This is a genomic window from Planctomycetaceae bacterium (genome assembly GCA_021371795.1).
Classification (GTDB): domain Bacteria; phylum Planctomycetota; class Phycisphaerae; order Sedimentisphaerales; family UBA12454; genus UBA12454.
Map to the genome: position 1 here is coordinate 113,826 of JAJFVK010000002.1, position 24,689 is coordinate 138,514.

Sequence of the window (24,689 nt, forward strand, 5' to 3'; positions counted from 1 at the left end):
TAAATGCGAAAAGATGTTAAGACAGGTTTGTTAATCGGCACAGGATTGTGTCTGGTCGCCGCGGTGTGGTTTTCTGTCCGTCAACCGGTCGTAAACCAGCCGCGGATAGAGGATTTGCTGGCTCAAAAAAGGGATTTGCTGGCTGTTAAGGAAGAGCCGAAGTTGCAAATAAACCTTACTGATACTCCAGATGCGCAAACTCCTGTCGAATCCGCGCCATCGGTAAGAATGCACATCGTTGCGACCGGTGAGACATTGAGCGATATATCCAAAAAATATTATGGCACCGTCGGGAGCTGGAACAAAATCTATCAGGCGAACAAAGACCAGATGCCAAGAGGACCAAACGCACTGAAAACGGGAATGAAATTAGTCATACCGCAGTAGAATTGAAGATTGAATAATGAAGATAGAAGATTACTCGAACCAAATCTTCAATTTACAATCTACATTCTTCAATTTGAGAGTTCTTTCGCTGCGTCGCTGTCGATAAGCCAAACTACCTTTTTGAGAAACGGCCATAAAGTATGAACCGGATACTTGATTTCGTTCGGTTTTGTTGTGAAAGCCGTTTTGAGCATTTCAGCTTTTTCGCTGCCGGAGACAAGGACAAGTATTTTTTGAGAATTGCATATAACCGGATGCGTCAGTGTGATTCGGTTGTATCCGCCGGTCTTGTGATAGACTTCAGAGACAAGAGTGTTCCTGTCGAAATCGTAAGAATCTGGCAATAATGAGCCGATGTGTCCGTCCGGCCCCATACCGAGAATCGTTAAATCGAACGCGGGAACTTCCCATTCCTCTATTTTAAAAACTCTTTGCAGTGTTTCGGTGTATTCCTGAACCGTCTGCAAATAATCAGGATACTCGCCTGCGATTCTGTGGATGTTTTGTTTCGGTATAGCGACGGCATTCAAAAAAGTATCAGCTGCGAGTTTGAAATTGCTGTCCGGCGAATCCGGCCCGACGCACCGCTCATCAACCCAGAAAAGTTCAATTCTGCTCCACGGCAAATCAAGACTCCGTCTGTCTGTGCCGAGCAGTTTGTAAAAATCAGCGGGCGTTCTGCCGCCTGAAATCGCCAAATAAAAAACGTTTTGTTTTTTCAATGTTTGGCTCACTGAATCGACAAAAAGTTCGAGAGTTTTTTGCGAAAGCTGCTGTAAATTTTCCGCCTGAACGATTTTAATTTGTTTGCTGTTCAATTTTTCCATTTTTAAACAATCCTTTCGCATCTTCAATAATCATATATAACGCAGGCACGATATAAAGTGTGATTGTCGTGGCGAACATTACTCCGAAAGCAAGGCTGATGGACATTGGAATCAAAAATTTAGCTTGAAGGCTTTTTCCGAAAATCAGCGGCGCTAATCCGAGAAAAGTAGTTAATGAAGTAAGCAATATCGGACGAAACCGGGTGGTTGTACTGTCACAAAGCACTTCTGTCAGGTTGGAATTTTCTTTTCTTAACTCGTTAATCAGGTCAATGATAATAATCGCGTCATTAACGACAACGCCGGCCAGCGCTACAATGCCGAACATCGAAAGCAAACTGATGTTATATCCGAGCAGCAGATGACCTATTACAGCGCCGACGATTCCGAACGGAATTGCCGTCATAATAATAAAAGGCTGCGAATAACTCCTGAACTGAACCGCCAGCAGCGCATACATCGCCAGCAGCGCAAGCGGGAAATAAATTTTCAGTGTGCCAAGCGATTCGTTTCGTTCTTTTTGCTCGCCGGCGAATTTAAACTGAAGGCCGGGGTAATCAGCCGCCAGTTCAGGTAAATTGCTCATCATAAGCTGCTGATTGATTTCATTGCTGTTTGCGACGTCCCCATCGACGTCGGCGGTTACGGTTACAACTCTTCTTCGGTCTATTCTGTCTATGGCTGCGTAGCCTCTTGAATATGTTATTTTCGCGACGGTATTAAAAGGAATTTCAGTTTCATCGGCCAGTCTGATTCGCATATTCTCAACATCCGCGATGCTCCTTCTCTGTTGCTGCGGATAGCGAAGCATTACGCGAATATCGTCTCTGCCTCGCTGGATTCGCTGTACTTCATAGCCGTAAAAACCGTATCTGACCTGCTGTGCCAAATCATTCAGTGTAAGTCCGAGCATTCGTCCGCTTTCTGTGAGGTTGAGCCGGATTTCCGCTTTGCCTTCTTCAAAACTGTCGGCGATGTCCGTTACACCGCTGTATTGGCGTAAAGCGGTTTTCAGCTTTTCCGCACAATCAAGGAGGACATCGAAATTTTCATGCGAAAGTTCAATGCTTATTTCGTCTCCGGCGCTGAATATTTCAGATATGAAGGTCAGCGACGAAATGCCGGGAATGTCTCCTGCGATTTGACGCCATCTGTTCTTCATATCAACGCTTGAGATTTTTCCGCGATGTTCGCTGTCGAGCAGTTCAACATTTACTTCTCCAAGATGCGCCTGTCCGGAAGAACTGCTGCTTTTTGCGACAGGACCTCCGCGGGACAAAGCGGGCTGAGAGCCGATTGTCGCTGAAATATGTTTCACAATAGAAATATCGCCTTTCAATTTTTTGTCGAATTCAAGCCTTACCTGTTCGGCGGCTTTTTCGAGTCTTTCAACTACTTCGCCAGTTTGTTTATACGGCGTTCCCATCGGCATTACAACTGTCGCAACCATATTGTCCGCTTCAGCGGAATCAAAAAATGTGAACTTAATCCATCCGCCTGCGATTGTGCCGATTGTTACGATTAAAATCGCCAGACTTATACTTAATGTCGCGTATCTGTTCTTAATCGAAAGTTCAGATGTCCGTTTGAAGGGACCGTATATAAATTTATGAAGGTTTACTCTTGTAATATTGTGTACTTTGTCTAAAATTTTTGTAAAAATGTTCGGCTTATAAACTCGTGTCGAAGAAAGATGGGCGGGAAGAATCAATAAAGCTTCCGCAAGCGAAATTGAGAGTACGCAAACAACAATAATCGGCATCGCCCGCAGAATTTTCCCCATTACACCGCCTGTGTACGCAAGCGGCACAAATGCTATAACCGTAGTAAACACAGACAGAAAAACCGGAATAGCCATTTCTTTTACACCCAGCACGGCCGAGTCAGTAATTGGCAGCCCTTTTTGTTTCAGCGCGAAAATATTTTCACCGACTACGATTGCGTCATCTACGACAATGCCTACAACCAGAATAAACGCGTAAAGCGTCATCATATTGATAGTCATATCCCACATGGGCATAAGCCAGAATGCGCCGAGAAAACTTGTTGGTATTCCCCAGGTAATCCAAAACGCCAGCCGAAAATCGAGGAACAGCAGCAGACATATAAAAACAAGAATGAGACTGGAAATACCGTTATTTAGCAGCAGACTCATTCTTGATTTTAAAATAATTGTATCATCTTCCCACATCGCAAGTTCGATGCCCTTCGGCAGCGAGTTTTTTTTCTGCTCAATATAAGTTTTAACCGCTTTGGCGACATCCAGAACATTTTGTTTGCCGATTCTTCCGACCTGAATTTGAACCGCGCGTTTGCCGTCAAAGCGGCAGAATAAATCTGTATCCTCGAAAGCGTCGCGTATTTGTGCAATGTCGCCGAGTCTGATTTTCGTGCCGTCGTTTCTGCTCAACAGAACTATGTCGGCAAATTCTTCGCCGTGATATTTCTGTCCTTCTGTCCGCACAAGAATTTCGCCGCCCTGTGTTTTAATTGAACCTGCCGGGATGTCGATGGAAGACGAGCCGACGATTTTTGCCACTTTGTCGAAGCTCAATCCGTATCGCCGCATCGCCTCTTCGGATACTTCTATCGCGATTTCATAAGGCCGAACACCCCAGATGCTGACCTGACTTATTTCTTCCATCGTGGTTAAATCATCCCGTATTTGCTCGGCAAGATGTTTTAAGGTTTTTTCCGTCGCTTCGCCGAATAACACAATGGAAATTACTTTATGCGTTGTTTTCATTTCCGAGATAACCGGTTTTTCTGTTTCGACAGGAAAAGTTGTAATTCTGTCAACCGCGGCTTTGACATCGTCGAGAACTTCCTGAACGTCGGAATATTCTTCAACCTCAATGATTGTGCTGGCCGAGTTTTCGGAAGCGGTTGAAAGAACACGTTTAACGCCTTCGATTCCGTAGACAGCTTCCTCGACGCGAAGAACAACACCCTGCTCGACGTCTGCCGGCGTAGCGCCTCTGTACGGAACAGTGATTGATATTCGGTCGAGAGAAATTTCCGGAAAGACTTCAGTATTAATATTGAGAGCAGACAAAAATCCGCCGACCATTACAAACATCATCAGCAGATTTGCTGCGACGTGATTTGTCGCGAACCACGCGAGAATTCCTTTGTGTTCGACTTTATTTGTATTCGATTCGTTCATTTATTTTCCGAGCTTATGCGGATTTTCATTCCGTCAACGACAGCGTTAACGCTTCCGGTAACGATTTCGATTGCGTCATTGCTTCCGGTCTTAATGTAAGCGTATTCCTCATCGGCACGCACGATTTCCACCGGCATAATACTTAAAACATCATCTTCCACTGTCCATATTTCTTCGCCGTTTCTAATCCAGTCTCTTTTGATTGCGAATGCGTTTTTGAAAGTTTTGCCTTTGATGCCGATGGTGACAAATGTGCCGGGCAAAAGGGCGTCTTTGATTGCGCCGTCTTCGTCGATATGATTTGCGACTTCAACTACGACATGAACAAGTCTGGAAAATTCATCGACCTGTCCTGTTGTGCGTTTCACCTGTCCGTTAAAAACTCTTGCCGCTCCGGCGAAATCGGCTTTCACCTCGGCGATGCTGCCGGGCATATCGAACCACGCAAGCTCACCATCTTCCAGCGGGACTTCTATTTCAACTGCGTCGGTTCCGTACGCGCTGCCGACCGATTGGCCCGCGGCGATGTACTGACCCAAATCAACTTTTTTTTCCGTTACGCAAGTATCAATCGGAAGCGTAATACTGGTGCGTTCAAGATTTAGTTTCGCTTTCGACAGGGCGGCTTTTGTCGAATCCAGCATTGCCTGCGCCTGCTTTATTTGCGGCTCTCGAAGAACAAGCATCGAATTCGGCTCGCTGTCGGGATTTATCTGATGCCATTCTCTTTTCGCCACGGCAGCTTCCGATTTTTCGATGTCGAGTTTTACTTCCGCTTCTGCGACATTCGCCTGCGCCTGCTCGACCGCCAGTTCGTAATCTTTCGGCTCTATGCGAAATAACTCCTGACCGGCTTTGATAACTCCGCCGGCTCTGAACAGCGGATTGAGCAAGACAACTTTTCCCGCCACCTGCGGCACTATCTGCACCTGCGATTTTGGTTTTACCGTGCCGTACCCATTGATTACCATTTCGATATTCCGCGGCGAGACAATGGATGTCTTTACAAGCGGAGCGACTTCAGGATAACTCTCTTTTGCAGGCGACTTCTTTATCGCTATCATTATAATTGTCAGCAATACGCCCGCGATGATAACAATCGCTGAAATTGTAAACTGCCGGTGCCGTTTGCGGAAGTTCGTAAACTGTTCAGATTTAATTTTTAACTGCTGCAGCAGCCGCTGCTGTGCATTTTTTAATTTTTCTTTATCCATTTCTTTATCCCGTCCAGTCTCCGCCTAAAGCGAGGAACAGATTAACTCTTGCGTTCCAAATTTGACCTTTAAGTATAGCAAGCGAATCCTCCGCCGAGTTTCTTCGGCGTTCAGTCTCAAGAACCGTCAGCAGCGTTTCCACGCCTCTGCTGTACCGGTCGCGGGCAAGTATTTCAGCGGCCTTTGCCTCGTCGAAACTTATTTGCGCGTATTGCAGCCGTTTGCGCAGCAGGTTTTCCGAAGCGGCCTGATCTTCGACTTCACGCATCGCCGTTACTACCGTTTTTGCGTATTGGGCGGCATGTTGGCTGAACAAAGCTTTGTCGTATTCGACCTGCGCTTTTAGTTGTCCGCCCATAAATATCGGCTGCGAAATACTCAACAGCGCCGAATAAAGCCACGCTTCATCAACGAAAATAGAGTCCGAAGCATTCGACCTCCAACCCATTGAGCCGGTGAAAGTCAAACTCGGATACATATTCGCGATGCTCTGTCCGATTTTTTCATTTTGTGCTTTTAATTTAAATTCAGCCGCGACGATATCCGGCCTTCGCTGCAATAAAGTCGCCGGCAGTCCGACAGGTATTGTCTGCGGCAAAGGCAAATCGGCTATCGTATCGCTTATCGGTTTGGTTTTGCCCGGCTGGACTGCGATAAGAACATCAATCGCGTTTTGCGCCAGACGCAGCGACAACTCATAATCAGGAATCGCACTTTGCGCAGCGGCGTAATTTTGTCGTGCCAGCCGAACATCGACAGGGCCGACAAGTCCGAGCTTGTATCTGTCTTCGACGATATTTAGAGTTTTGCCGAGACTTTCAGCGTTCGACTTTGCGATTGCCAGTCTGTTTTGCATCGCCGCGATGTTTATTCTGGCGTTGATTACCGAAGCAATCAGCGAATTTATCACCGCGTTCTTGTCAGCTTTCGACGCGAGCAGTTTATTATATTGCGATTGTTTCGCGTGCCGCAGTCCGCCGAAAAGGTCGAGCACGTAACTTACGGAAAAAACATTTGTGTATGTACGTGTCTTTGTAACTCTGCCGGTTTTTTCAAGCGCAGAACCGGGCGGTCCTGAATTTTGTCGCAGTAATTGACTGTCCGAATTAGCTGTAACGTGCGGCAATAGTGCTCCGCCTGCGATTTTGTATGTCGCCTCGGCCTGAAGAACCTGCGCAGCGGCTATTCTTATATCGTAATTTCTCGCGATGGCTTTTTCTACAAGCTGATTGGTAGTATCATCGTTGAATCTTTCCCACCATCTGCCGGGATTGTTCGAGTCGGAGCTGTATGAAGCGTTCTCAAACGACCAGCCCGCTTTATCCGCGATGGTTTCCTGACGATTATATTTCGGCCCGACCATACAGCCGGTAAGAAAAATACCGCTCGTGATCAAAACAAAATATATTTTATTTTTGAACTGCATAGTTTCTGCACAATCCGCTGACAGCTTCGTATGAAAATTCGATTATATGTTCAATTCGCTGCTGAAGCGTGAAGGAAGTAAACTCCTGTCGTTTGACTCCTGAAAATAGATTATCCAACTGAATACTGTGCATCAATTGTGCTACAATGGAAGCGATGCACAAAAGCGATTTTTCTTTCGGCAGACTCGGACATACCTTTGAAAATGCGCCGAGCATATGTTGAATTACCGGCTTAATCATCTCGTCTAAAAATCTATCTTTTGAAAATTTCGGATTTAGCATTTCCCATCCGCACATTTTTAAAAATCTTCTGCCGCCCGCTTCATTCGTAAGAGGTTCTACAAAAGATTCCGCGAAAACGGTAATAAGCTCCTTAAGAGTTAATTCATCGCCTCTTTCGTTGATAACTCTATCAATGATTTCTATCCTGCGTTCACGCAAATACTTCATTTTTCTGCTGATTACTTCAGAGTATAACTCAAATTTGCCGCCGAAGTAGTAATTTATCGCAGCCAGATTGCACTTTGCTTTTTGAGTCAACTGCCTTGCGCTTGTACCTTCAAAACCATAATCAGCAAACAATTCCTCGCCAGCATCCAGCAGTCTTATTTTAACATCACCATTTTCAATTTTATTTTCCATATATACACCTATTTTAAACATACGTTTCATACTAAAGTATAAAACATACGTTTAAAATAGTCAAGAAACATTTTTTTATGGAAACCGGCAAAAGAAGATACGATATGTTTGTGTGTAAATAATAAGGGATGGAAAAGATGTAAGCAATTCCATCCCTTTATATGCGTTTATATGACTAACGGCGGTTAAGCAGTTTGTTCTTGCGGTTGAGCGTCGACTTCGTCTGATTTATAATCCATCGGCGGCAGTTGGCTCAAAGTCCAGTACATATTAATGGTCTTCATAGCATCGAGGAACTGCTTGTAATCGACAGGTTTGACTATGTAGCCCGCGACGCCCAGGTCGAAACTGTCGAGGATATTCTGGTCAACGTCTGATGTCGTCAGAACAACGATCGGTATTCGCTTGAGGTCGGCGTCTGCCTTTGCGACCTTAAGGAACTCAAAGCCGTTCATTCTCGGCATATTCAAGTCCAGCAGAATGACACACGGTTTTGCATTGTTCGGGTCTCTTAAATACTCGAGCGCATCCTCTCCATCAACTTTGCGAAGCAGTTCGTTGGTGATTTTTAAGTCGTTCACCGCACGCTGTGTGATAATCGCGTCAACATCGTCGTCATCAACTAATAGAATTGGTTTGAAGTTTCGCATGTTTAACCTCTGTCTTTTCCTTTCTTAATGTAAAGTGGAATGTACTTCCAACTGTCGGCTGGGATTCGACCCAGATTTTTCCGTCGTATTTTTCAATAATTCTTTTAACTACTGAAAGACCTATGCCGGTGCTTTCCTCTTCGTCGCGTCTGACAAGGGTCTGGAAGATTTTGAAAATCTTTTCGAAATATTTTTCTTCGATTCCGCGTCCGTTATCGGAAACGCTAAACTTCCAGCAATCGCCATCATCGATGCATTTCAGGCGTATATAGCCGTTCGGTTTATCCATATATCTAACCGCGTTATTGATTAAATTCTGGAATATCTGCTGCATATGCGTTTTGCTGCATACAAGCGTCGGGAAGTCAGTTTCGAATACTATTACAATATTATGCGGAATTTCGGTATTGGCTATGATTTGCCGAAGCATATCATTTATACTTACCGGCAGAATATCTTTTGCGTGGCCGAGTTCAGAATAAGTAAGAATACCGCTGATAAGTTCGCTCATGCGTTCTGTTCTTTTTAGCAGCGTATGCAGATAATATCTGCCCTGATCGTCGAGCTTCTTTCCGTAATCTGTCATAAGTATTCCCGCCAGACTGCCGATAGCACGCAACGGAGCTTTAAGGTCGTGTGCTGCCACGTGCGCAAAATCAGAAAGTTCTCTGTTGGCGATTGTCAGATTTTTAATGCTTTTTTCGAGTTTTTCATTAAGGCTTTGCTGTTCGGCTTCTGCTTTTTGGCGTTCGACGATTTCCTTGTTGAGATTAACCATTGACGTTGTGGTTAACTGCAGATTTTCAGTCATTCGATTAAACGCCGCGGCCAGATGTCCCATTTCGTCTTTCGAATCTACATCTACTCTTTGCGAAAAATTACCCATTGCTATCAAAGCAGTAGTCCGCAGCAGTTTTGAAATCGGTCCGGTTATGTCCGACGCTACAAAGATTGATAACACAACGCCCGCTATCAGGATTGTCAGCCCGACAAGAATCGTTGTGTTTCGCAATGCGGCAAGTTTCCTGCTGAAGCCTTCATACTGATACACTGTTATTATGCAGAATTTTTCATTTTCAATCGGCACATACGCGATATAACTGTCCGCGCCCCAGACAGAAGCACGCTCGAAACCTATTTTTGATTTTTTAAGTTCCGATAGAACATGTTCTGTTCTGCCGTTGGGCAGTTCCAGCCTTCTGAACAGCTTGCTCTTGTCTCGACAAGCCAAAACGGTACCATCATAATCGATAAGAATAATAGAAATGTCCTTGTCCTGAACAAAGCTATGGATATTTCCGACTAATTGTGTAATAGGTATCCTGGCTAAAATAAAACCCATAAAGTCGTCGAAAAAGTCCCTCTCGCAGAATCCTATTTCCACACAAGGCTCATCTAATTCCGGCACATAGGGGTTATATGCACTGAACGCTTTGTTGGGGTTCTTTATCGCTTTTCCGAAAACTTCGGAATTACTTATATTCGAAAAATTTACTACCTGCTTTCCATAAACTAATTTTAATTCTTCCTGTCCTGTTTCTTTGGTGTAAGAAATGGAGCCGAACTCCGGTGTAAATTTTTCAAGATACCCGACAAGGAAGTTTTCCTGTTGTTTTTTGAAATAAGTTGTTACGGCTTCAGAGTGGCCGATTTTCTCCAGTAATTGTTCTTTGTTGTTTATCGCGATTTTTATTTGTTCGCCGGTATGGTTGGCGTAATATTGCAGTTTTTCTTTTTGGTCTTGTTTGATAGAATTAAACGTAAGTATATACGAAGCGATACCCAGTGCGACAGTAACCGCAAGGACAAGCCCTGTTTGCAAGACCATAATTTTTATTCGTATCGACTTAAACATTTTGCTTCCTGAAATTACTATTCAGCTTTTACCGGTACCGCGCCGGTACTTCTGACAATCTCTGCCGCATCTTCACTGTAAAGAAAATCAATAAATTCTTTCGCCAGTCCTGCCGGCTGACCTTTACAAGCAATGCCGAGCGGAATAACGTGTTTGTATTCACCGTTGAGTACGTTTTCACTCGAAGGCTCAATGCCGTCAACTTTCAATATTTTCAGTTTGGTATTAATAACCGCCGACAATGGCAGAAAACCAATCGTCTGCTTGTGATCCAGCATTGCAGAGACAGCTTCAGGCGTAAGATACATTACTTTTGCCGCCGGACTGTTCACATCGGCAAACCCAGGCAGCGTTTTACCAAGAACGCTTAACGCAGAGTCGCCGGCCTCTCTGGTCAGCGGATATATCTTGCCGGGCTTTACGCCGAGCTGACTCCAGTTTTTTATTTCGCCTTTATAAATGCTGAAAATCTGCTGCGTTGTGATGTTGTTAATATCGTTGGTGTCCCATCGAACGACGAAGACTATTGGCGTTTTGGCGAATACTACTTGTGTTACGCCGGCGTACTTTTCAGCGTCTTTGAGTTCGCGTGCTGTTCTGGCCAAATCCGCTTTGTCTGCTATGACAGCCTTTATACCGGCGGTGGAACCGATGCTCTCGGGAATCTTGATTTTTGTTCCGCTGTGTTTGGCCTCAAAAGCGGTCGCCAGAGTACGTAAAAGCTCTGCGCTGTCGCCTGTGCCGGTGATTGTTATTTTATTTGTCGATGCGCTGTTGGCGTCAGAGGCACCAAACGCCGCTGAACATATTAAAATAACTGCTGCTAATGTTAAAATTATATTTTTCATTTTTGTTTCCTTTTATAGCGTCCAGTAGAAACCATACCGCAGAAAAACTGCGGGGTCGTTCTTCGCCTGGCTGTAGAAATTGCCCGGCAGGAACAATTCCGCCTCTAATCTATGCTCGATATTTTTGCACGGTTTATATTTCAGCATAGTCTTCAGAAGTTGTCCTTTGAAGTTTCCGCTTTTGCTCATACCGTTTGTTCCGCCTGCGGAAGTATTATCATCCGCGAACAGAAGCGCATATCCGCTAAGCAGTCTTGCTTTCTTTGTAACATCTGTTTCCCAGTCAACATAGAGCCTGTGCAGATTTGCGTTGTCATACGACCTGCCGTCGATAGCATCGAGATTGCCCTGATAGAGCACGCTCCATGTATCGACTCTGCCGAAGCATTTATCGAAATTATTATTTCTGTCATCGCCGCCTGAAAGATACTCATAACCCAAAGTCAGCATATTGTTCTTTTCGTCGTTGAAATTATAAATAAGCTGGTCATTTGTGGCGAATGAGCCGAGGCTGTTTCCGTTTTTGTGGCCGAACTGCGGCGCAAATTCCATACTGTAATCCCAGTGGTCGGTCAGCGTGCCGTATTTTCTCAAGCCAAGCGTATGAACTTCACCCTCATAACTGTTGGCTGCGACTTGTTCTGTATATTGTTTATAAATGTAATACAGGTCTAATCCGCTTTTCTTGCCGGTCTTTTTGGACCAGTAAGCGATAAAACCTTTTTCATCCTGTTCTGCCAAATCGAAATCTCTGTCGTGGAACGGATTGAAAATTTTTCCGCTGTCGGCGTGATTATCAATCAATATCAAATCAAGCACCGAATCTTTTCCATCGATGTCATAAGTAAATCTCAACGCGTCGAAGAACGCCGAGCGTCCGCCATCGCACGGAGTGCCGTCGCAAATCAGCCAGCCGCTGCCGAGGATAATATCTTGTCTGCCTGCGGTGATTGTCAGCGGCAAATCGAACGCGTTTCGCACAACAAGGTTGAATCGGTCAATCAGGATTTCATTCCTGTCGAATTGCGGGTCCTGCGATTTCGGCTGAATGTAATAGCGGGGTTCAGTTACAAATCTGATGTTGAAATCCACATCGTCGGTAATTTTTACTTTAGCACCGGCCCTTAATCTGTAGCGAGGGAAAATAAGCTGTTCGTGTCCACGTGCGTTTTTATCTAACCTCTTGTTATTGTAGTATTCCGCACGCAATCTCAAATCCGCTTGAATTTCCAGCCAGTCGGTCGGATTCTTTAATTGAGACAGAAAATCTTTTCTGCCTGAATTTGCATCCGTTATAGATGCCGACCTCGCCGGCTGCGTTGCGCAAAACCAGAGTACAATAACCGCACAAAAAAAAATTGTTCTCACAATAAACTCCTTTACCCTGCTCTTTAAAATTTATCCAATCGTTAGATTAGATTCCATCCATAGTCACAAATATATTATGTTTTTCGACTATAAATGGGTGTCGCTTAACGATTTGATGAATAACGATGCGACAATTAGAGATTGAAATCATTTAGAATGGATTAGGGAATTGTTATAGGACTGTAAATATTGTAATAGTTTTTTGGTGAAAACTTCTTTTTTCTGTTTTTTAAGACCATAGAATTAATCTTTACTTTTTGTCTGGTTTTTGTTCTAATCACGCGTATGGTAAGGATTAAGCATCATTAGGTTTTTTATGGGACCTGGTTACGTGACAAGATTTTCCTATGATATTTGCATAGTCGGGGGGTTGGGGCATATTGGTTTGCCGTTGGGCATATCATTCGCAAAGGCCGGCAAAAAAGTAATGCTTTACGATATTAATCAGCACTCGATTGATATGGTATCCAAAGGCAAAATGCCGTTTATGGAAAACGGAGCTGAAAAACCCCTTCGTGAAACTCTTAACAAGAAATTATTTATCAGTTCGGATAAAAACGCAGTCTCCGCCTGCCATTTTGTTATTCTTACTATTGGTACGCCGATAGACGAACATCTGAACCCGAAATTTACGCTATTCAGGAAATTCTTCGATGATATAATGCCGCTGCTTAAAAACGGTCAGCATATTATTATCAGAAGTACAGTATATCCTGGCACAACTGAAAAAGTCCGTGATATGCTGAAGAAGAGCGGAATAAAAGCCAGGGTTTCATTTTGTCCGGAACGAATAGCCGAAGGCAAGGCTATGGAGGAACTCGGCGGTCTGCCGCAGATTATTTCTGCGTTCGATGACAAATCGCTCAAGGAAGCAGGCAAAATGTTTCTGTCGCTTACGAAACAGGTGATATATTTAAAACCAATCGAAGCGGAGCTTGCGAAGCTGTTTACGAATGTCTGGCGATACCTGCAGTTTGCGATTTCGAACCAGTTCTATCAAATCGCCGCGCAAAACGGCCTGGACTTTTACAAAATTTATGATGCGGTAACGCGAGATTATCCGCGAACAAAAGGTTTCGCCAAAGCGGGTTTTGCCGCAGGTCCGTGCCTGTTTAAAGACACGATGCAGCTGGCGGCCTTCGCTAATAATAATTTTTTCCTCGGCCACTCGGCAATGCTCATAAACGAAGGAATGCCAAATTTCATTATCCAGAAGCTCAAAGAAAAGCACGACCTGAAAAACAAGACAGTCGGCATATTAGGTATGGCTTTTAAAGGCAACAGCGATGATGAACGTGAATCGCTTTCATACAAACTTAAAAAAGCTCTGATGATTGAAGTCAAAAAGGTTCTCTGTTCAGACCCGCTTGTAAAAGACAACAGGCTCGTATCTGTCGAAGAGCTTATAAAAAAATCGGACATTATCATTATTGGCGCAACACATTCGGAGTATAAAAACCTTAAACTCAATTTTAAAACAAAGACCGTTGTCGATATGTGGAACTTTTTCGGTCTTGGAGGTTTGTTATAAATGAAGATACTTGTTACAGGTTCGGCCGGCTTTATAGGCGGTTATCTTGTAGAGGAATTGCTCGAGCAAGGTCATGAAATCGTTGGAATTGATAATTATTCAAAATACGGCAAAGTCGCCAAGAGCTACGATAATCATCCGCGGTACAAATTCACACAGGGCGACGCCAAAGATGTTGACCTGATGAAAAAACTGATTGTCGACTGCGACCAGGTTATCGCTTTAGCGGCCATTATCGGCGGAATTACGCTCTTCCACGAACTCGCTTATGATTTGCTTGCGGAGAATGAAAGAATTATGGCGTCAACTTTCGACGCGGCCATTTGGGCGTTTAAAAGCAGGAAACTAAAAAAGATAAACGTAATATCTTCCTCGATGGTTTTTGAAAGCACAGATGTTTATCCGACGCCGGAAGGTGAACAATTCAAATGTCCGCCTCCGCTTTCGACTTACGGCTTTCAGAAACTTGCCTGCGAATATTTCGCCAAAGGCGCGTTTGAGCAGTATAAACTTCCGTTTACGATTATCAGGCCTTTCAACGCAATCGGCACAGGCGAGAAAAAAGCGCTGCTCGAAAAGGAAATCTATTCCGGAAATATCAAGCTGGCAATGAGTCATGTGGTGCCTGACCTGGTGCAGAAAATATTGAAAGGTCAGTGTCCGCTGCACATTCTCGGCAAAGGAAATCAGATTCGTCACTACACTTACGCCGGCGACCTTGCACGCTGCATTAGAACCTGCGTCGAGCATCCACAGGCGGTAAATAACGATTTTAATATTTCGACTCCTGTTTCGACAAACGTGCTTGAGCTTGCGCAGACAATCTGGAAAAAAATCAACGGCGATAAACCGTTTGAGTATGCCAGCGACAAGCCATTTGAGTATGACGTTCAAAAACGAATCCCTGATGTAGAAAAGGCAAAAAAGATTCTTGGCGTCGAGTGCAATACGACTCTCGAACAGGCTCTCGATGAAGTAATACCCTGGATTAAGCAGCAGATTGAATTGGGAGGTTTTTAAGTTGCAGCCGAATCTGGGAATCATAGTCCCGGTCTATAATGAGGGTGCGAATATTGAAGCGACTCTTCGTTCAATTGAGCAGAAGGTACACTTCCCGCATACTATTTATATCGTTTATGATTTCGACGAGGATGACACATTGCCGGTCGCGCAGAAAATCAAACAGCAGGGCGTGCCGGTAGAGTTTTTGAAAAACCCAGTCAGAGGCGTAGCAAATGCTATTAAAACAGGTCTGCGAAATGCACCGAACGATTATCTGCTGGTTACGATGGCTGATTTGTCGGATGATTATTCCTGCGTGGATAAAATGTGTGAATTGTTGTCGCAGGGTTATGATATAGTCTGCGGCTCAAGATATATGAAAGGCGGCAGGCAAATCGGCGGCCCATTTCTGAAAAAAACTCTATCGCGAATGGCCGGCGTAAGTTTGTATTATTTAACTTCGCTTCCGGTTCATGACGCGACTAACAGTTTCAAGATGTACAAAAAAAGTATGCTGGATAAAATTAAAATCGAAAGCGAAAACGGTTTTGAGATAGGTATGGAAATCGTAGTCAAATCGCATTTCGCAGGCTATAAAGTCACCCAGGTGCCATGTACATGGATAGACCGCACGGCAGGAGAATCGAGATTTAGAATATTTAAATGGATGCCGAAATATCTTAGATGGTATTTTTACGCTTTGAGAAAAAACATTATACGAAATAATTGAAAAAACTGTTCAATTAAATCTGAACTTAATTGAATCCGAAAGTGATGAAATTTTATGGATGATGCTGCTAATATAAAAAAATTGTATAATATACGCTTTAGCAAAGAACAGTTAAGCCAGAAGAACGATATTTGGAAAGTCCTCTGTAATGATTTTTTTCAAAAATATATCTCTGAGAATTCCGTTGTTGTGGACGTCGGAGCTGGTTACTGTGAATTTATAAATAATATACGATGCGCTGGTAAATATGCAATTGACTTAAGCGATGACACTTCTAAATTCGCCGCTCCCGGTGTAAAAGTTATTAAAGAATTGTCCACCAATCTTTCATCTTTTAAGGATGCCTCTGCAGATGTTTGTTTCATGAGTAATTTCCTCGAACATCTTTGTTCCAAGCAAGAAATTATGATAACCCTCACTGAAGTTTTCCGTATCTTAAAACCTGAAGGAAAAATACTTATTCTCCAGCCAAATATTCGATACTTATACAATGAGTATTGGGATTTCTTTGACCATCACATCCCTCTTAGCGACAAAAGCGTTGTGGAAGCACTGCAAATTGCGGGATTTAACATTACTGAAGTTATTGACAAATTCCTGCCATATACCACAAAAAGCAAAATCCCTCAAAATCGCCGGCTTGTGAAGTTATACTTGAAAGTTCCATTATTATGGAAAATATTGGGCAAACAGGCATTTATTTGTGGAACTAAAACTATAAGTTTATGACAAGGCTCAAATTTATGTTTCCAGTGTTATCAAAAAAAATTTTTATTAATGTTGTTGTTTTTCTGCCGTTCATTTTTATTTGTTCTTTTGTTTACAAACTTGGCGTTACAATACCATACTATGATCAGTGGGAGTTTATCCCGACGCTCGAAAAAATGCACAATCATACGTTGACTTTTACCGATATCTGGGTCAATCACAGTGAACATAAAATATTTTTCCCGAAACTCATAATGCTATTTTGGGCGAGCATTTCAAATTGGAATATAGCTCTGGAGCTTGGCACCAGCATTGTTTTTGGGCTGCTTATTTTTTTATTTCTCCTTTCATTGCTTGGGAATACATTGAAAACAGTTCCTGTTTGGCTTAAGCTTTTCACTTCTTTAATGGTGTTCTCTACAATTCAATGGCAAAACTGGTTATGGGGCTGGCAGATGGCGATTTTTATGTCCATACTCGGAGTTGTTATCGCGGTATGGGCGGCAGATAAATGGCCGGGCAAATCTGCAGGATTGGCTGTTGTCATTTCCGCTTGTATATTGTCAAGCTATTCATTTAGTTCCGGTCTGCTGACATGGCCTGCTGTGTTTATTCTTTTTCTGCTTCAGAGAAAATGGAAATTAAAACATTTTTTCATATTGATTGTTTCCTGTGTTACTACGGTTTTATTATACTATATTAATTATCATAAGCCTGCCGCTCATCCATCCCTGACATTCTTTCTCGACCATCCGGTAATTTTAATAAGATACATCCTGACATATTTAGGCTCTTCATTGTCCTGGAGTCCCTCTATTGGCTGGGTAGTTACGGTAATTACATTTGTAATTTTATTATTTTCTATTTTCAATATTTGGCGATTCAAAAAGGAAGCTCTGTATGCTGTGCTGCCGTGGTTGATACTTGCGTTATATTCCTGTCTGGCAGCCTGTTTAACAGGTTTGGGAAGAGCAGGTATGGGTTGGGAGCAGGCATCTGCCAGCAGGTACACGACAATATCTTTATTTTTACCGCTTTCAGCTATGATTTTATTTTGTTATTCGGCAAAATTTTATCATAAGAAAGGGTTTAAAATAATATTGTGTGTAATTATTTCGATAATGTTTCTCACGGCCTATATGAAAACCCACAGCGCAGGCCTGAAAGACGGAGAAATATTTTCAAAAAGGCTCAAGTCTGCAACATTTGCTTTGAGCGCACCTGCTCAATTGGTTACGGATTTTACTTTAAAAAAGATGTATCCCGACCCCAATATTGCCCGGCAGAGAATTAAAACATTATCAGAAATCGGCATAAAATTTAAGAACGAGTGAGCATAACTTGAGTTAGGGGACAATTTTAAAAACGTCCCCGGCGGGATTCGTTGAAGCGTAGTGCAAATCCCCTTGGGGAAACCTGCAACCTTCGGCTTCGGAGTCCAAAAGTGTGATTGTAACTATAGCGTTTGTAATGTGTTACAAGTGTGTTTTTGAGGTAAAAAGTGGATTACAAGTGGTTGACAAGTCAACATACAAGTCACTGACAAATCAGTATACACTGCTCACTGACGAACTTTTTGCCGAACTCTGTTAGAAGTACAGATTGTTAAAAATGAGTAATAATCACTGCTGTCCAACTGTTTGATTAGAAAAACGTTATAATTGATTGCTTAGCATTGGTTTATAAATAAAAATGACTGTAATCGATTTGAAATCACATTTAAACTTTGGCCATTTCACTTTACATTCTGTGAAGGGAATGGCTGATGAACAACGGACGAACAGTCCTTGCTCAGATAATGGATTTTCTGCCGCTCAACGAATTCCGCAAATGTGTTACTCGATACGACGGCCATTACAAAGTCCAGCGGTTTTCGTGCATGGATCAATTTCTTTGTATGGCATTTGCGCAACTAAGCTATCGCGAAAGTCTGCGGGACATCGAGGTCTTCTTTAACGTATCTTTGGACAGTGGTGTAATGACCTGTGAAACCATATTCATCACATAATCGCTGGTAAATCTTTTTGGCGGTCTGTCGCCGCTTGAGACGTGCCTTTTTGTTGTCATCAACCCACTGTGCAATAATGTGAATAAATGGTTCAATTGCCGGTTTGCTGCGTTCTTTGCTCATATGATAACCCGGCGGCAGATTATATTGCACCGCCTTGGCAACCGTGTTGCGGGAATGGCCAAGTGCTTTGGCAACTTCCCGCTGACTCATACCATCACGAAGCTTTTGTCGTATTAAATCATAATGATCCACTTTTAACATCCTTTCTGGCTTCCTGTAAATTAAATCAACACAATCTAAGATACAGTATATCAGCCTTAAGTGAAGTAGCTCATTTTTCGAAGCTATTCACAATATGTAATAATATTTGCTCAAAAACAAGGTGTATTTGCGTTGAATTATATATGGCACATGTAGTATTTAGAAGAAAAAGCAGAAAGAAGATTGACTATTTGCGTATAATTTTATATATTTGAGTTGACGTGTGAGTTGTGCTGATTCGGAATGTACTTAGTATAAAGTTTAGAACAAGATGAAACGATTTTGTTAACAAAAAGAAGTGAATGTTTGTCAAAAATGATATTTGGAATAGCTTAGCCTTTTTGATTGGTTGATATGAATTCAAGAGAGCGATTACTTAAAGTATTAAACGGAGAAATTCCCGATAGAGTTCCTGTCTCAACGTATGAACTTTGCGGATTCAACAGCAGGGCATTTGAAAATAATGATAGCTCTTATTACGCGTTGATGCAGAAAATTCGTCAGGATACAGATTGTGTTTGTATGTGGGAGCCTTTATCAAATGCAAAATTCCTGGAATCAGCCTATCCAGTTGAAATTGAGATTAAGCAATGGCGTGAAAACGATGCACAAATAACAAATAAAATACTCCACACCCCAAAAGGTGACATAACAAATACAACAAGGGTGATTGATAACGTGCATACAGTTTGGCAAACCGAACATTGGTGCAAGGATATTGATGATGTAGAAAAAGCATTGTCAATTCCATATGAGCCGGCGGATTATGATATTTCAGATTATCAGCGGATTAAAAAAGAAGTTGGTTCGAACGGAATTATTATGGCTTCACTGTCAGATCCTTTGTGTTATGCAGCCGATTTGATGAGTTTCGGTGATTACACGATTTGGGCTATGACAGAGACTGAACATTTTATAAAAACACTTGAGAAAATACATATCCGCGTTATGGAAAATTTAAAAAGGATGCTGGATGTAAATGTTGTTGATTTGTACAGAATTTGCGGCCCTGAATATGCAACGCCTCCATATATGCCTCCGCAACTTTTTGATAAATTTGTGGTTCCTTTTGTTGCCGAAATGACGGATTTGATACACAGCATGGGGGCAAAAGTACGTTTACACTGCCATGGCAAAATCGGTAAGGTTATAGATTCGATTTGTAGAATAAATTGTGACGCTATAGACCCTTGTGAAGCACCGCCTGATGGGGATATTGAGTTAAGTGAAGTAAAAAAACGCATAGGCGAAAAGATGTGTATCTTCGGTAATATTCAGCTTAAATTGCTGGAAACAGCTTCTAAAGATGAAGTAAAAAAAGCAGTACAAGATTGTATGAACGCTGCAAAAAATGGAGGTCGATATGTTGTTATGCCTACAGCATCCCCAATAAATAGTCCTTTATCTTATAAAACAGAACAGAATTATAATATCTTTATAAACAATTCGCTGGAATTAGGAAAATATTGAAAGAATTTACTGTATGAAAGAATTAAATTTTCTTAGTGGAGGAAAGTAAATGAAGTTTGTCAAAATGATATTTGGAGTAGCCTCAGCTTTTTTGATTGGTTGTTGTTCAGTGAGTTGCGCAGAGCAAAAACATACGCCAATCAGCGGTACTTTTATTTCTTTTACTTATGGTCTGCACCAAAATTGGGATCAGGCCAGATGGTCTAAAGAGTTTGAGGCGATGGAAAAACTTAAATTCGATACATTAATAGTGCAGGCAGTTGCTAAACGTGACCCTAATTCAGGTAAGGTTATTAGCTATTATAGAAGCAAAGCATTTAAAATAGATCGGCTCTATGTTGATTGGATATTAAGTGAAGCAGAGAAGCGAGGTTGGAAGGTGTATTTGGGGGGATTTTCAGATGCAACTGGTGAAGACGCAAATAAAGCCAAGTTTGTTGAATTAAATAAAAGAATTGCGAATGAGTTATATTCTGCTTACAAATCGTGTAAGTCGTTTGCGGGCTTTTATATCAGCACGGAACCTTTATTGAATGAAGCAGATAATGCCGGAGAGGATGTTATTTATAAGGTTTATGTGAAATATCTTAAAAAAAAATATCCTCTAAAAAAAGTGATAGTGTCTCCATATTTTATTACGGATGCATCTGCTCGTTGTAAAAAGCAGGGCATGAAACAGTGGTGGCATAATAGAAGTCCTGATGAGATGGCACAACAGGTATCTGCGTTCCTCAAGAAATGTCCTGTTGATATTATTGCGATTCAGGACTCAACTTGCTGGGATGTTACAATGGCAGATCTAAGGACATATCTGCCAAAGATTGCCGAAAGTGTGCGTTTGGCAGGAAAAGAGTTTTGGGTCGATATGGAGGTATTTGATACTCGCGGCCACACTCTGTATGAGCCGGCGTCGATTAACCGCATAATGGAGCAAATAGAAATCGAAAAAGAATATAAATGTGTAATGTATTGTTTTAATTGGTGCATGGATCCGAATGGAAGCGAAGAGACAAAGACACTATATAATCAATACTATGATGCTTATTTTAAATAAAATTTATCCCATTTATTCTTCAATCTGAATTGATCGTCTTGGGCTTGTGATTTGACCTGTTTTAGGCCTACAAGTAGAACCTCGATCAATTAAAGTTGGAGGAAGTGTATATAAATTGGTTTTGCTATTTTGGTATTCATATTTTTTAGCGGGGTCAATAACTAAGTTGACGGACTGTTCGCCAACCATACTGTTGGGTTGCTTTATAACGGTGAGCGGACATTCACAATATTTAAATATATCCAAACTATCATCAAAGCCTATTATTGAAACATCATTTGGAATGGAGTATCCATGTTGTTTTAATATGCTTGCTGCGATAATAGCAAGTTGGTCATCATAAGCAAATATGGCTGAAAAAGGTAATTTCTGTTCCAATGCTTTTAAAAAAGTATCTCGCCGTTTATTTTGGCGAATAGTACTATCATCATAGATGGCAAGCCCGCTTGGTCGTTTAATACCAGCCTGTTCATAGGCCTTGAGCATTCCAATGTAGCGATCATTAGAGAAGTGCCAGGAATGAGCATTTTTTATCTGGGTACTGGCGTAGGTTGCGTATAAAATATTGATATGTCCAAGTTCGAGCAGATGTTTTCCGGCCATATAGCCGCCCTGTATATTATCGACTATTACAGAACTGACCTGGGGAAAACTTATTTCATCAAGAATGCTTACAATTTTTATATTTTGTTGTGCAAGTGCATGCATTCTCTCCAATGCTTCAGAATCGCCTTTTGATTTTATTATGATTCCTTTGACACCCATTGAAACCATAAAATCAAGCAATTTCAATTCTCTATCGGTATCCCATTGGCTTACACCAACAAGAATACCATGGCCTAATTTCTCTGCGGTATTTTGGATTGAATCCACGAGTTCGTCAATTTGCGGTACTTCGAATGTTGGTACAATCACTCCGATGATATGATTTGCTTTATTACGGAATGCCTTTGCGATACGATTGGGGCTGTACCCTATTTTATGCGATTCCTGCAGTATTTTCGCTCGCAATTCACTTCCAACGCCTTTTGTATTACGAAGTGCTCTGCTCACGGTTGAAGACGAAATATTAAACGTCTTTGCTATGTCGATAATAGTGGGCGATTTTTTCATTTTTATATTGTTCGTAATATTCCTGTTTAATTATGAAACGGTACGTCCTTGATTATAAATAAGTTATGTTAATTTTCAATAAAAAACTGTTAAACAGTTCTGAAAATCTAAAAAATAGTAATTAAAATAGGCTATATGTTTTTGTTGGCTTATAAGACGGTTTTACGCAAATGGCCAGTGTTGTTTGCGTGATTTTTTCAAAAAATTGCCTCTTTATGAAGAAAAGTGCTTGACTATTTGCGTTTCTTTTTGTATAGTAGCGTTGACGTATGCGTTACCGTGGCGTTTGTTTTTGAGCTTTGAGCAAAAAGCTTTGATGTCTCAAATTGGCCGATAGTCTTTATACGGGCAATTTGACCGGCGGCTATTTAACGGAAAATAGTTTTTAGATGTGTTGTCAGTGTAATTTCTAAAGGAAAAAAACGATGTCTAATAGAAAAGGTTTCACGCTGGTGGAGTTGCTGGTTGTAATTTCGATTATAGCCCTTTTATTGGCAGTGCTAATACCTTCGCTGTCGCAGGCTCGTCAACAAGGCCAATCACTTGTTTGCAGGAGCAATCTTAAGCAATTGGGCTCTGCGGCCTTTCTGTGGGCGGAAGATAACGGCGGCTGGGCGGTTGCTTCATCATGGTTTTATCCCAAGGTAATGTGGAATAAGTCTAACCCCTCATCTCTGGAACCTTATACAGCATCCAATAAAACGGGCGTTGCGAATGGAACCGACAATGTGAAAGTAAATAGCGTATACGCGTGTCCTGCCGCGAGAAGAGAAGAGTTTAGTAAAATTAGTTTTCTTGCCATTGATCGCAGTTTAAGATGGACATACGGTGTTAACAGTTGGATGGTTATTGATGCTTCGTGGCAGGGGTATCCTGGTAATAAGCCAGAACCGGGGCCGCCGGGACCAATGGCTTATGCGGGTCCGATCATAGACCGTGCAAGGAACGAGGGTATTTATACATATCTCCATGGGTCGACCAAGCTTATTACCGTTCGTCAGCCGGCCAATACGGTCTATTTCACTGATTTCGACTATTGCATCGTGCAGGATTTTATGTACAACCCTGCAAAGGGCAAAACGAAGACATGGGAGAAATATGGTAAGCATGCTGCCAGATGGCACGCAAGAAAAGCGGGCCAGGACTGGGGATATGGGAATATGGTTTGGCTGGATGGTCGAGCAACCAAAGAACCTTCCGATTTTACAAAAGCCCCCGGGCCGACAGATAAGGAACAACGCTGGAGATTTTATTTTTACAATCATTGATCGTTATGGTCAATAAGTGATTGTGTTACAAAGTATGGCAGTATGCTTGGTGTGTACTGCAGAAAAAGTGTAATTTTTTTGGTTGGAGGATTACAATGAAGACGAAAGTAAGAAAAGTTGGTTTGTTAGCAATGTTATTGTTCTGTGTATGTGTAATCGCAGGACAGAGTTTTGGTAGTGTTATTTACAGCGACAGCTTTGAAAGTTACACAGTTGGAGCAAAGACACCGGCACCATGGGATGGCTGGTACACAAGTAACAACTTTGTTTCCAATGCTGCGGCTAAGACCGGCAGCCAGTGTGTGTCTCTGCAATCAGGCGGGTCGATAGGTCGGGATGCCGATATAAGCTCGATTGTTGATGGGAAGGGCACCGTTACTCTTTCTTTCAAAGACAATGGATGGGGCAGCCCGGGCTTTATGATGTACATAAGCGATATGGATAATTGGGGAGTTGGTGCGACGTATACACGAGTGTATGTCGGCTACTGGGGCGGTATTACCGCTTATTCCAACAACAACCCTAATGCCGGGATTTCATTGTGTTCAGGGAGTCTCATTCAAAATCAAAACTGGAATACCATATCAGTTTCTTATGACCTTACCGCAGGGACATACGATGTGATGTGCAACGGAACACTTATAGGCGACGGACTTGCACTGTATAACACACCCGATCCGACAAGTACCGCGACGATACTGCGGGCGCGCATTGACGATTGGAACGGAGCTAACGCAAATATCCATACTTATGTTGACGACTGGTCTTTGTCAACTGTTCCTGAGCCTGCAACTATTTGCCTGCTGGGGCTTGGATTAATGATCTTTCGCAAAAGCAGAAATAGTTAGACGGATTTGATATCGCCATCAGAATGGTTATGAAAATAAGGATTTTCTGATAAAGTTGGCGCACGATAGAATTAATGTTGAGGCATATCTGTTGTAGGGTATGCCTCAACTTGTACTGAGTGTTTTCAGGATTAATATGAAATAAATTGCAAAGGAAAAGGGTATGAGAAATTTAACAAAGTTTTTTGTGTTCGGTTTGATGTCAATCTCACAGGTCGCTTATGCGATGCTTCCTACTCAGCAATTTCTTGATACCGGCAAAATCATTGTAACCGCTGACAGCGATAATTATGGTTTTCATAATCAGTT

At 42.2% G+C, this 24,689-nt stretch carries 21 protein-coding genes and 1 pseudogene; 11 read left to right on the forward strand and 11 right to left on the reverse strand.

Features of this window, described 5'->3' with window-relative positions; all coding sequences use genetic code 11:
• Nucleotides 1-3: 3 nt before the first annotated feature.
• Nucleotides 4-387: a LysM peptidoglycan-binding domain-containing protein gene (locus tag LLF92_00935; protein MCE5339677.1), complete on the forward strand. Its 384-nt coding sequence runs from the start codon at nucleotides 4-6 to the stop codon at nucleotides 385-387.
• A gap of 68 nt (nucleotides 388-455) precedes the next feature.
• On the opposite strand, the gene pgl is transcribed toward LLF92_00935, so the two are convergent.
• From pgl to LLF92_00980, 9 genes are all read right to left on the reverse strand, one after another.
• Complete coding sequence (gene pgl, locus LLF92_00940; GenBank protein ID MCE5339678.1) at nucleotides 456-1,214, reverse strand: 6-phosphogluconolactonase; 759 nt, start codon at nucleotides 1,212-1,214, stop codon at nucleotides 456-458.
• The gene (locus LLF92_00945; protein MCE5339679.1) at nucleotides 1,186-4,380 is read right to left on the reverse strand and encodes an efflux RND transporter permease subunit; all 3,195 of its coding nucleotides are present in this window, start codon (nucleotides 4,378-4,380) and stop codon (nucleotides 1,186-1,188) included. Before LLF92_00945 ends, pgl begins: the two co-directional genes overlap by 29 nt.
• Nucleotides 4,377-5,594, reverse strand: coding sequence for an efflux RND transporter periplasmic adaptor subunit (locus tag LLF92_00950; protein ID MCE5339680.1), 1,218 nt, complete (start codon nucleotides 5,592-5,594; stop codon nucleotides 4,377-4,379). The genes LLF92_00945 and LLF92_00950 overlap by 4 nt, the downstream gene beginning before the upstream one ends.
• 4 nt (nucleotides 5,595-5,598) lie before the next feature.
• Nucleotides 5,599-7,020: an efflux transporter outer membrane subunit gene (locus LLF92_00955; GenBank protein MCE5339681.1), complete on the reverse strand. Its 1,422-nt coding sequence runs from the start codon at nucleotides 7,018-7,020 to the stop codon at nucleotides 5,599-5,601.
• Nucleotides 7,004-7,663, reverse strand: a complete 660-nt coding sequence (locus tag LLF92_00960; GenBank protein ID MCE5339682.1) for a CerR family C-terminal domain-containing protein — start codon at nucleotides 7,661-7,663, stop codon at nucleotides 7,004-7,006. The genes LLF92_00955 and LLF92_00960 overlap by 17 nt, the downstream gene beginning before the upstream one ends.
• Nucleotides 7,664-7,848: 185 nt before the next feature.
• Nucleotides 7,849-8,313: a response regulator gene (locus tag LLF92_00965; GenBank protein MCE5339683.1), complete on the reverse strand. Its 465-nt coding sequence runs from the start codon at nucleotides 8,311-8,313 to the stop codon at nucleotides 7,849-7,851.
• Nucleotides 8,282-10,168: a HAMP domain-containing protein gene (locus LLF92_00970; protein ID MCE5339684.1), complete on the reverse strand. Its 1,887-nt coding sequence runs from the start codon at nucleotides 10,166-10,168 to the stop codon at nucleotides 8,282-8,284. The genes LLF92_00965 and LLF92_00970 overlap by 32 nt, the downstream gene beginning before the upstream one ends.
• Before the next feature lie 17 nt (nucleotides 10,169-10,185).
• Nucleotides 10,186-11,016, reverse strand: coding sequence for a substrate-binding domain-containing protein (locus tag LLF92_00975; GenBank protein ID MCE5339685.1), 831 nt, complete (start codon nucleotides 11,014-11,016; stop codon nucleotides 10,186-10,188).
• Nucleotides 11,017-11,028: 12 nt separating this feature from the next.
• A complete protein-coding gene (locus LLF92_00980) occupies nucleotides 11,029-12,384 on the reverse strand; it encodes an alginate export family protein (GenBank protein MCE5339686.1) in 1,356 nt (451 codons plus the stop codon).
• Between the two features lie 331 nt (nucleotides 12,385-12,715).
• On the opposite strand from LLF92_00980, the gene LLF92_00985 reads away from it, so the two are divergent.
• The 6 genes and pseudogenes from LLF92_00985 to LLF92_01010 all read left to right on the forward strand — a co-directional run bounded on the left by LLF92_00985 (nucleotide 12,716) and on the right by LLF92_01010 (nucleotide 18,300).
• Nucleotides 12,716-13,915 (forward strand): nucleotide sugar dehydrogenase, encoded by a 1,200-nt coding sequence (locus LLF92_00985; GenBank protein MCE5339687.1) that lies wholly within the window; start codon nucleotides 12,716-12,718, stop codon nucleotides 13,913-13,915.
• Complete coding sequence (locus LLF92_00990; GenBank protein ID MCE5339688.1) at nucleotides 13,916-14,935, forward strand: NAD(P)-dependent oxidoreductase; 1,020 nt, start codon at nucleotides 13,916-13,918, stop codon at nucleotides 14,933-14,935. It begins immediately after the preceding gene.
• A complete protein-coding gene (locus LLF92_00995) occupies nucleotides 14,916-15,647 on the forward strand; it encodes a glycosyltransferase (protein MCE5339689.1) in 732 nt (243 codons plus the stop codon). The genes LLF92_00990 and LLF92_00995 overlap by 20 nt, the downstream gene beginning before the upstream one ends.
• 54 nt (nucleotides 15,648-15,701) lie before the next feature.
• Nucleotides 15,702-16,376: a class I SAM-dependent methyltransferase gene (locus LLF92_01000; protein ID MCE5339690.1), complete on the forward strand. Its 675-nt coding sequence runs from the start codon at nucleotides 15,702-15,704 to the stop codon at nucleotides 16,374-16,376.
• Nucleotides 16,377-16,390: 14 nt separating this feature from the next.
• Nucleotides 16,391-17,689, forward strand: a complete 1,299-nt coding sequence (locus tag LLF92_01005; protein ID MCE5339691.1) for a hypothetical protein — start codon at nucleotides 16,391-16,393, stop codon at nucleotides 17,687-17,689.
• Between the two features lie 431 nt (nucleotides 17,690-18,120).
• Nucleotides 18,121-18,300: pseudogene (locus LLF92_01010) on the forward strand (DUF4372 domain-containing protein).
• Here the strand turns inward: LLF92_01010 and LLF92_01015 are convergent.
• Entirely contained in the window at nucleotides 18,268-18,627 is a 360-nt protein-coding gene (locus LLF92_01015; protein ID MCE5339692.1) for a hypothetical protein, read from the reverse strand. The pseudogene LLF92_01010 and the gene LLF92_01015 sit on opposite strands and share 33 nt — an antisense overlap.
• Before the next feature lie 354 nt (nucleotides 18,628-18,981).
• Between LLF92_01015 and LLF92_01020 the strand changes: the two genes are divergently transcribed.
• Nucleotides 18,982-20,097: a hypothetical protein gene (locus LLF92_01020; protein ID MCE5339693.1), complete on the forward strand. Its 1,116-nt coding sequence runs from the start codon at nucleotides 18,982-18,984 to the stop codon at nucleotides 20,095-20,097.
• A gap of 49 nt (nucleotides 20,098-20,146) precedes the next feature.
• Nucleotides 20,147-21,151 (forward strand): DUF4434 domain-containing protein, encoded by a 1,005-nt coding sequence (locus LLF92_01025; GenBank protein ID MCE5339694.1) that lies wholly within the window; start codon nucleotides 20,147-20,149, stop codon nucleotides 21,149-21,151.
• Between the two features lie 12 nt (nucleotides 21,152-21,163).
• Here LLF92_01025 and LLF92_01030 read toward each other — a convergent pair whose 3' ends face one another.
• Nucleotides 21,164-22,264 carry a LacI family transcriptional regulator gene (locus LLF92_01030; protein ID MCE5339695.1) on the reverse strand — a complete coding sequence of 367 codons (1,101 nt, stop codon included), beginning with the start codon at nucleotides 22,262-22,264 and terminating at the stop codon, nucleotides 21,164-21,166.
• Nucleotides 22,265-22,689: 425 nt separating this feature from the next.
• Between LLF92_01030 and LLF92_01035 the strand changes: the two genes are divergently transcribed.
• Together LLF92_01035 and LLF92_01040 are read left to right on the forward strand one after the other, a co-directional pair.
• Nucleotides 22,690-23,532 carry a prepilin-type N-terminal cleavage/methylation domain-containing protein gene (locus LLF92_01035; protein MCE5339696.1) on the forward strand — a complete coding sequence of 281 codons (843 nt, stop codon included), beginning with the start codon at nucleotides 22,690-22,692 and terminating at the stop codon, nucleotides 23,530-23,532.
• Between the two features lie 95 nt (nucleotides 23,533-23,627).
• Nucleotides 23,628-24,380: a PEP-CTERM sorting domain-containing protein gene (locus LLF92_01040; protein MCE5339697.1), complete on the forward strand. Its 753-nt coding sequence runs from the start codon at nucleotides 23,628-23,630 to the stop codon at nucleotides 24,378-24,380.
• Nucleotides 24,381-24,689 lie beyond the last annotated feature (309 nt).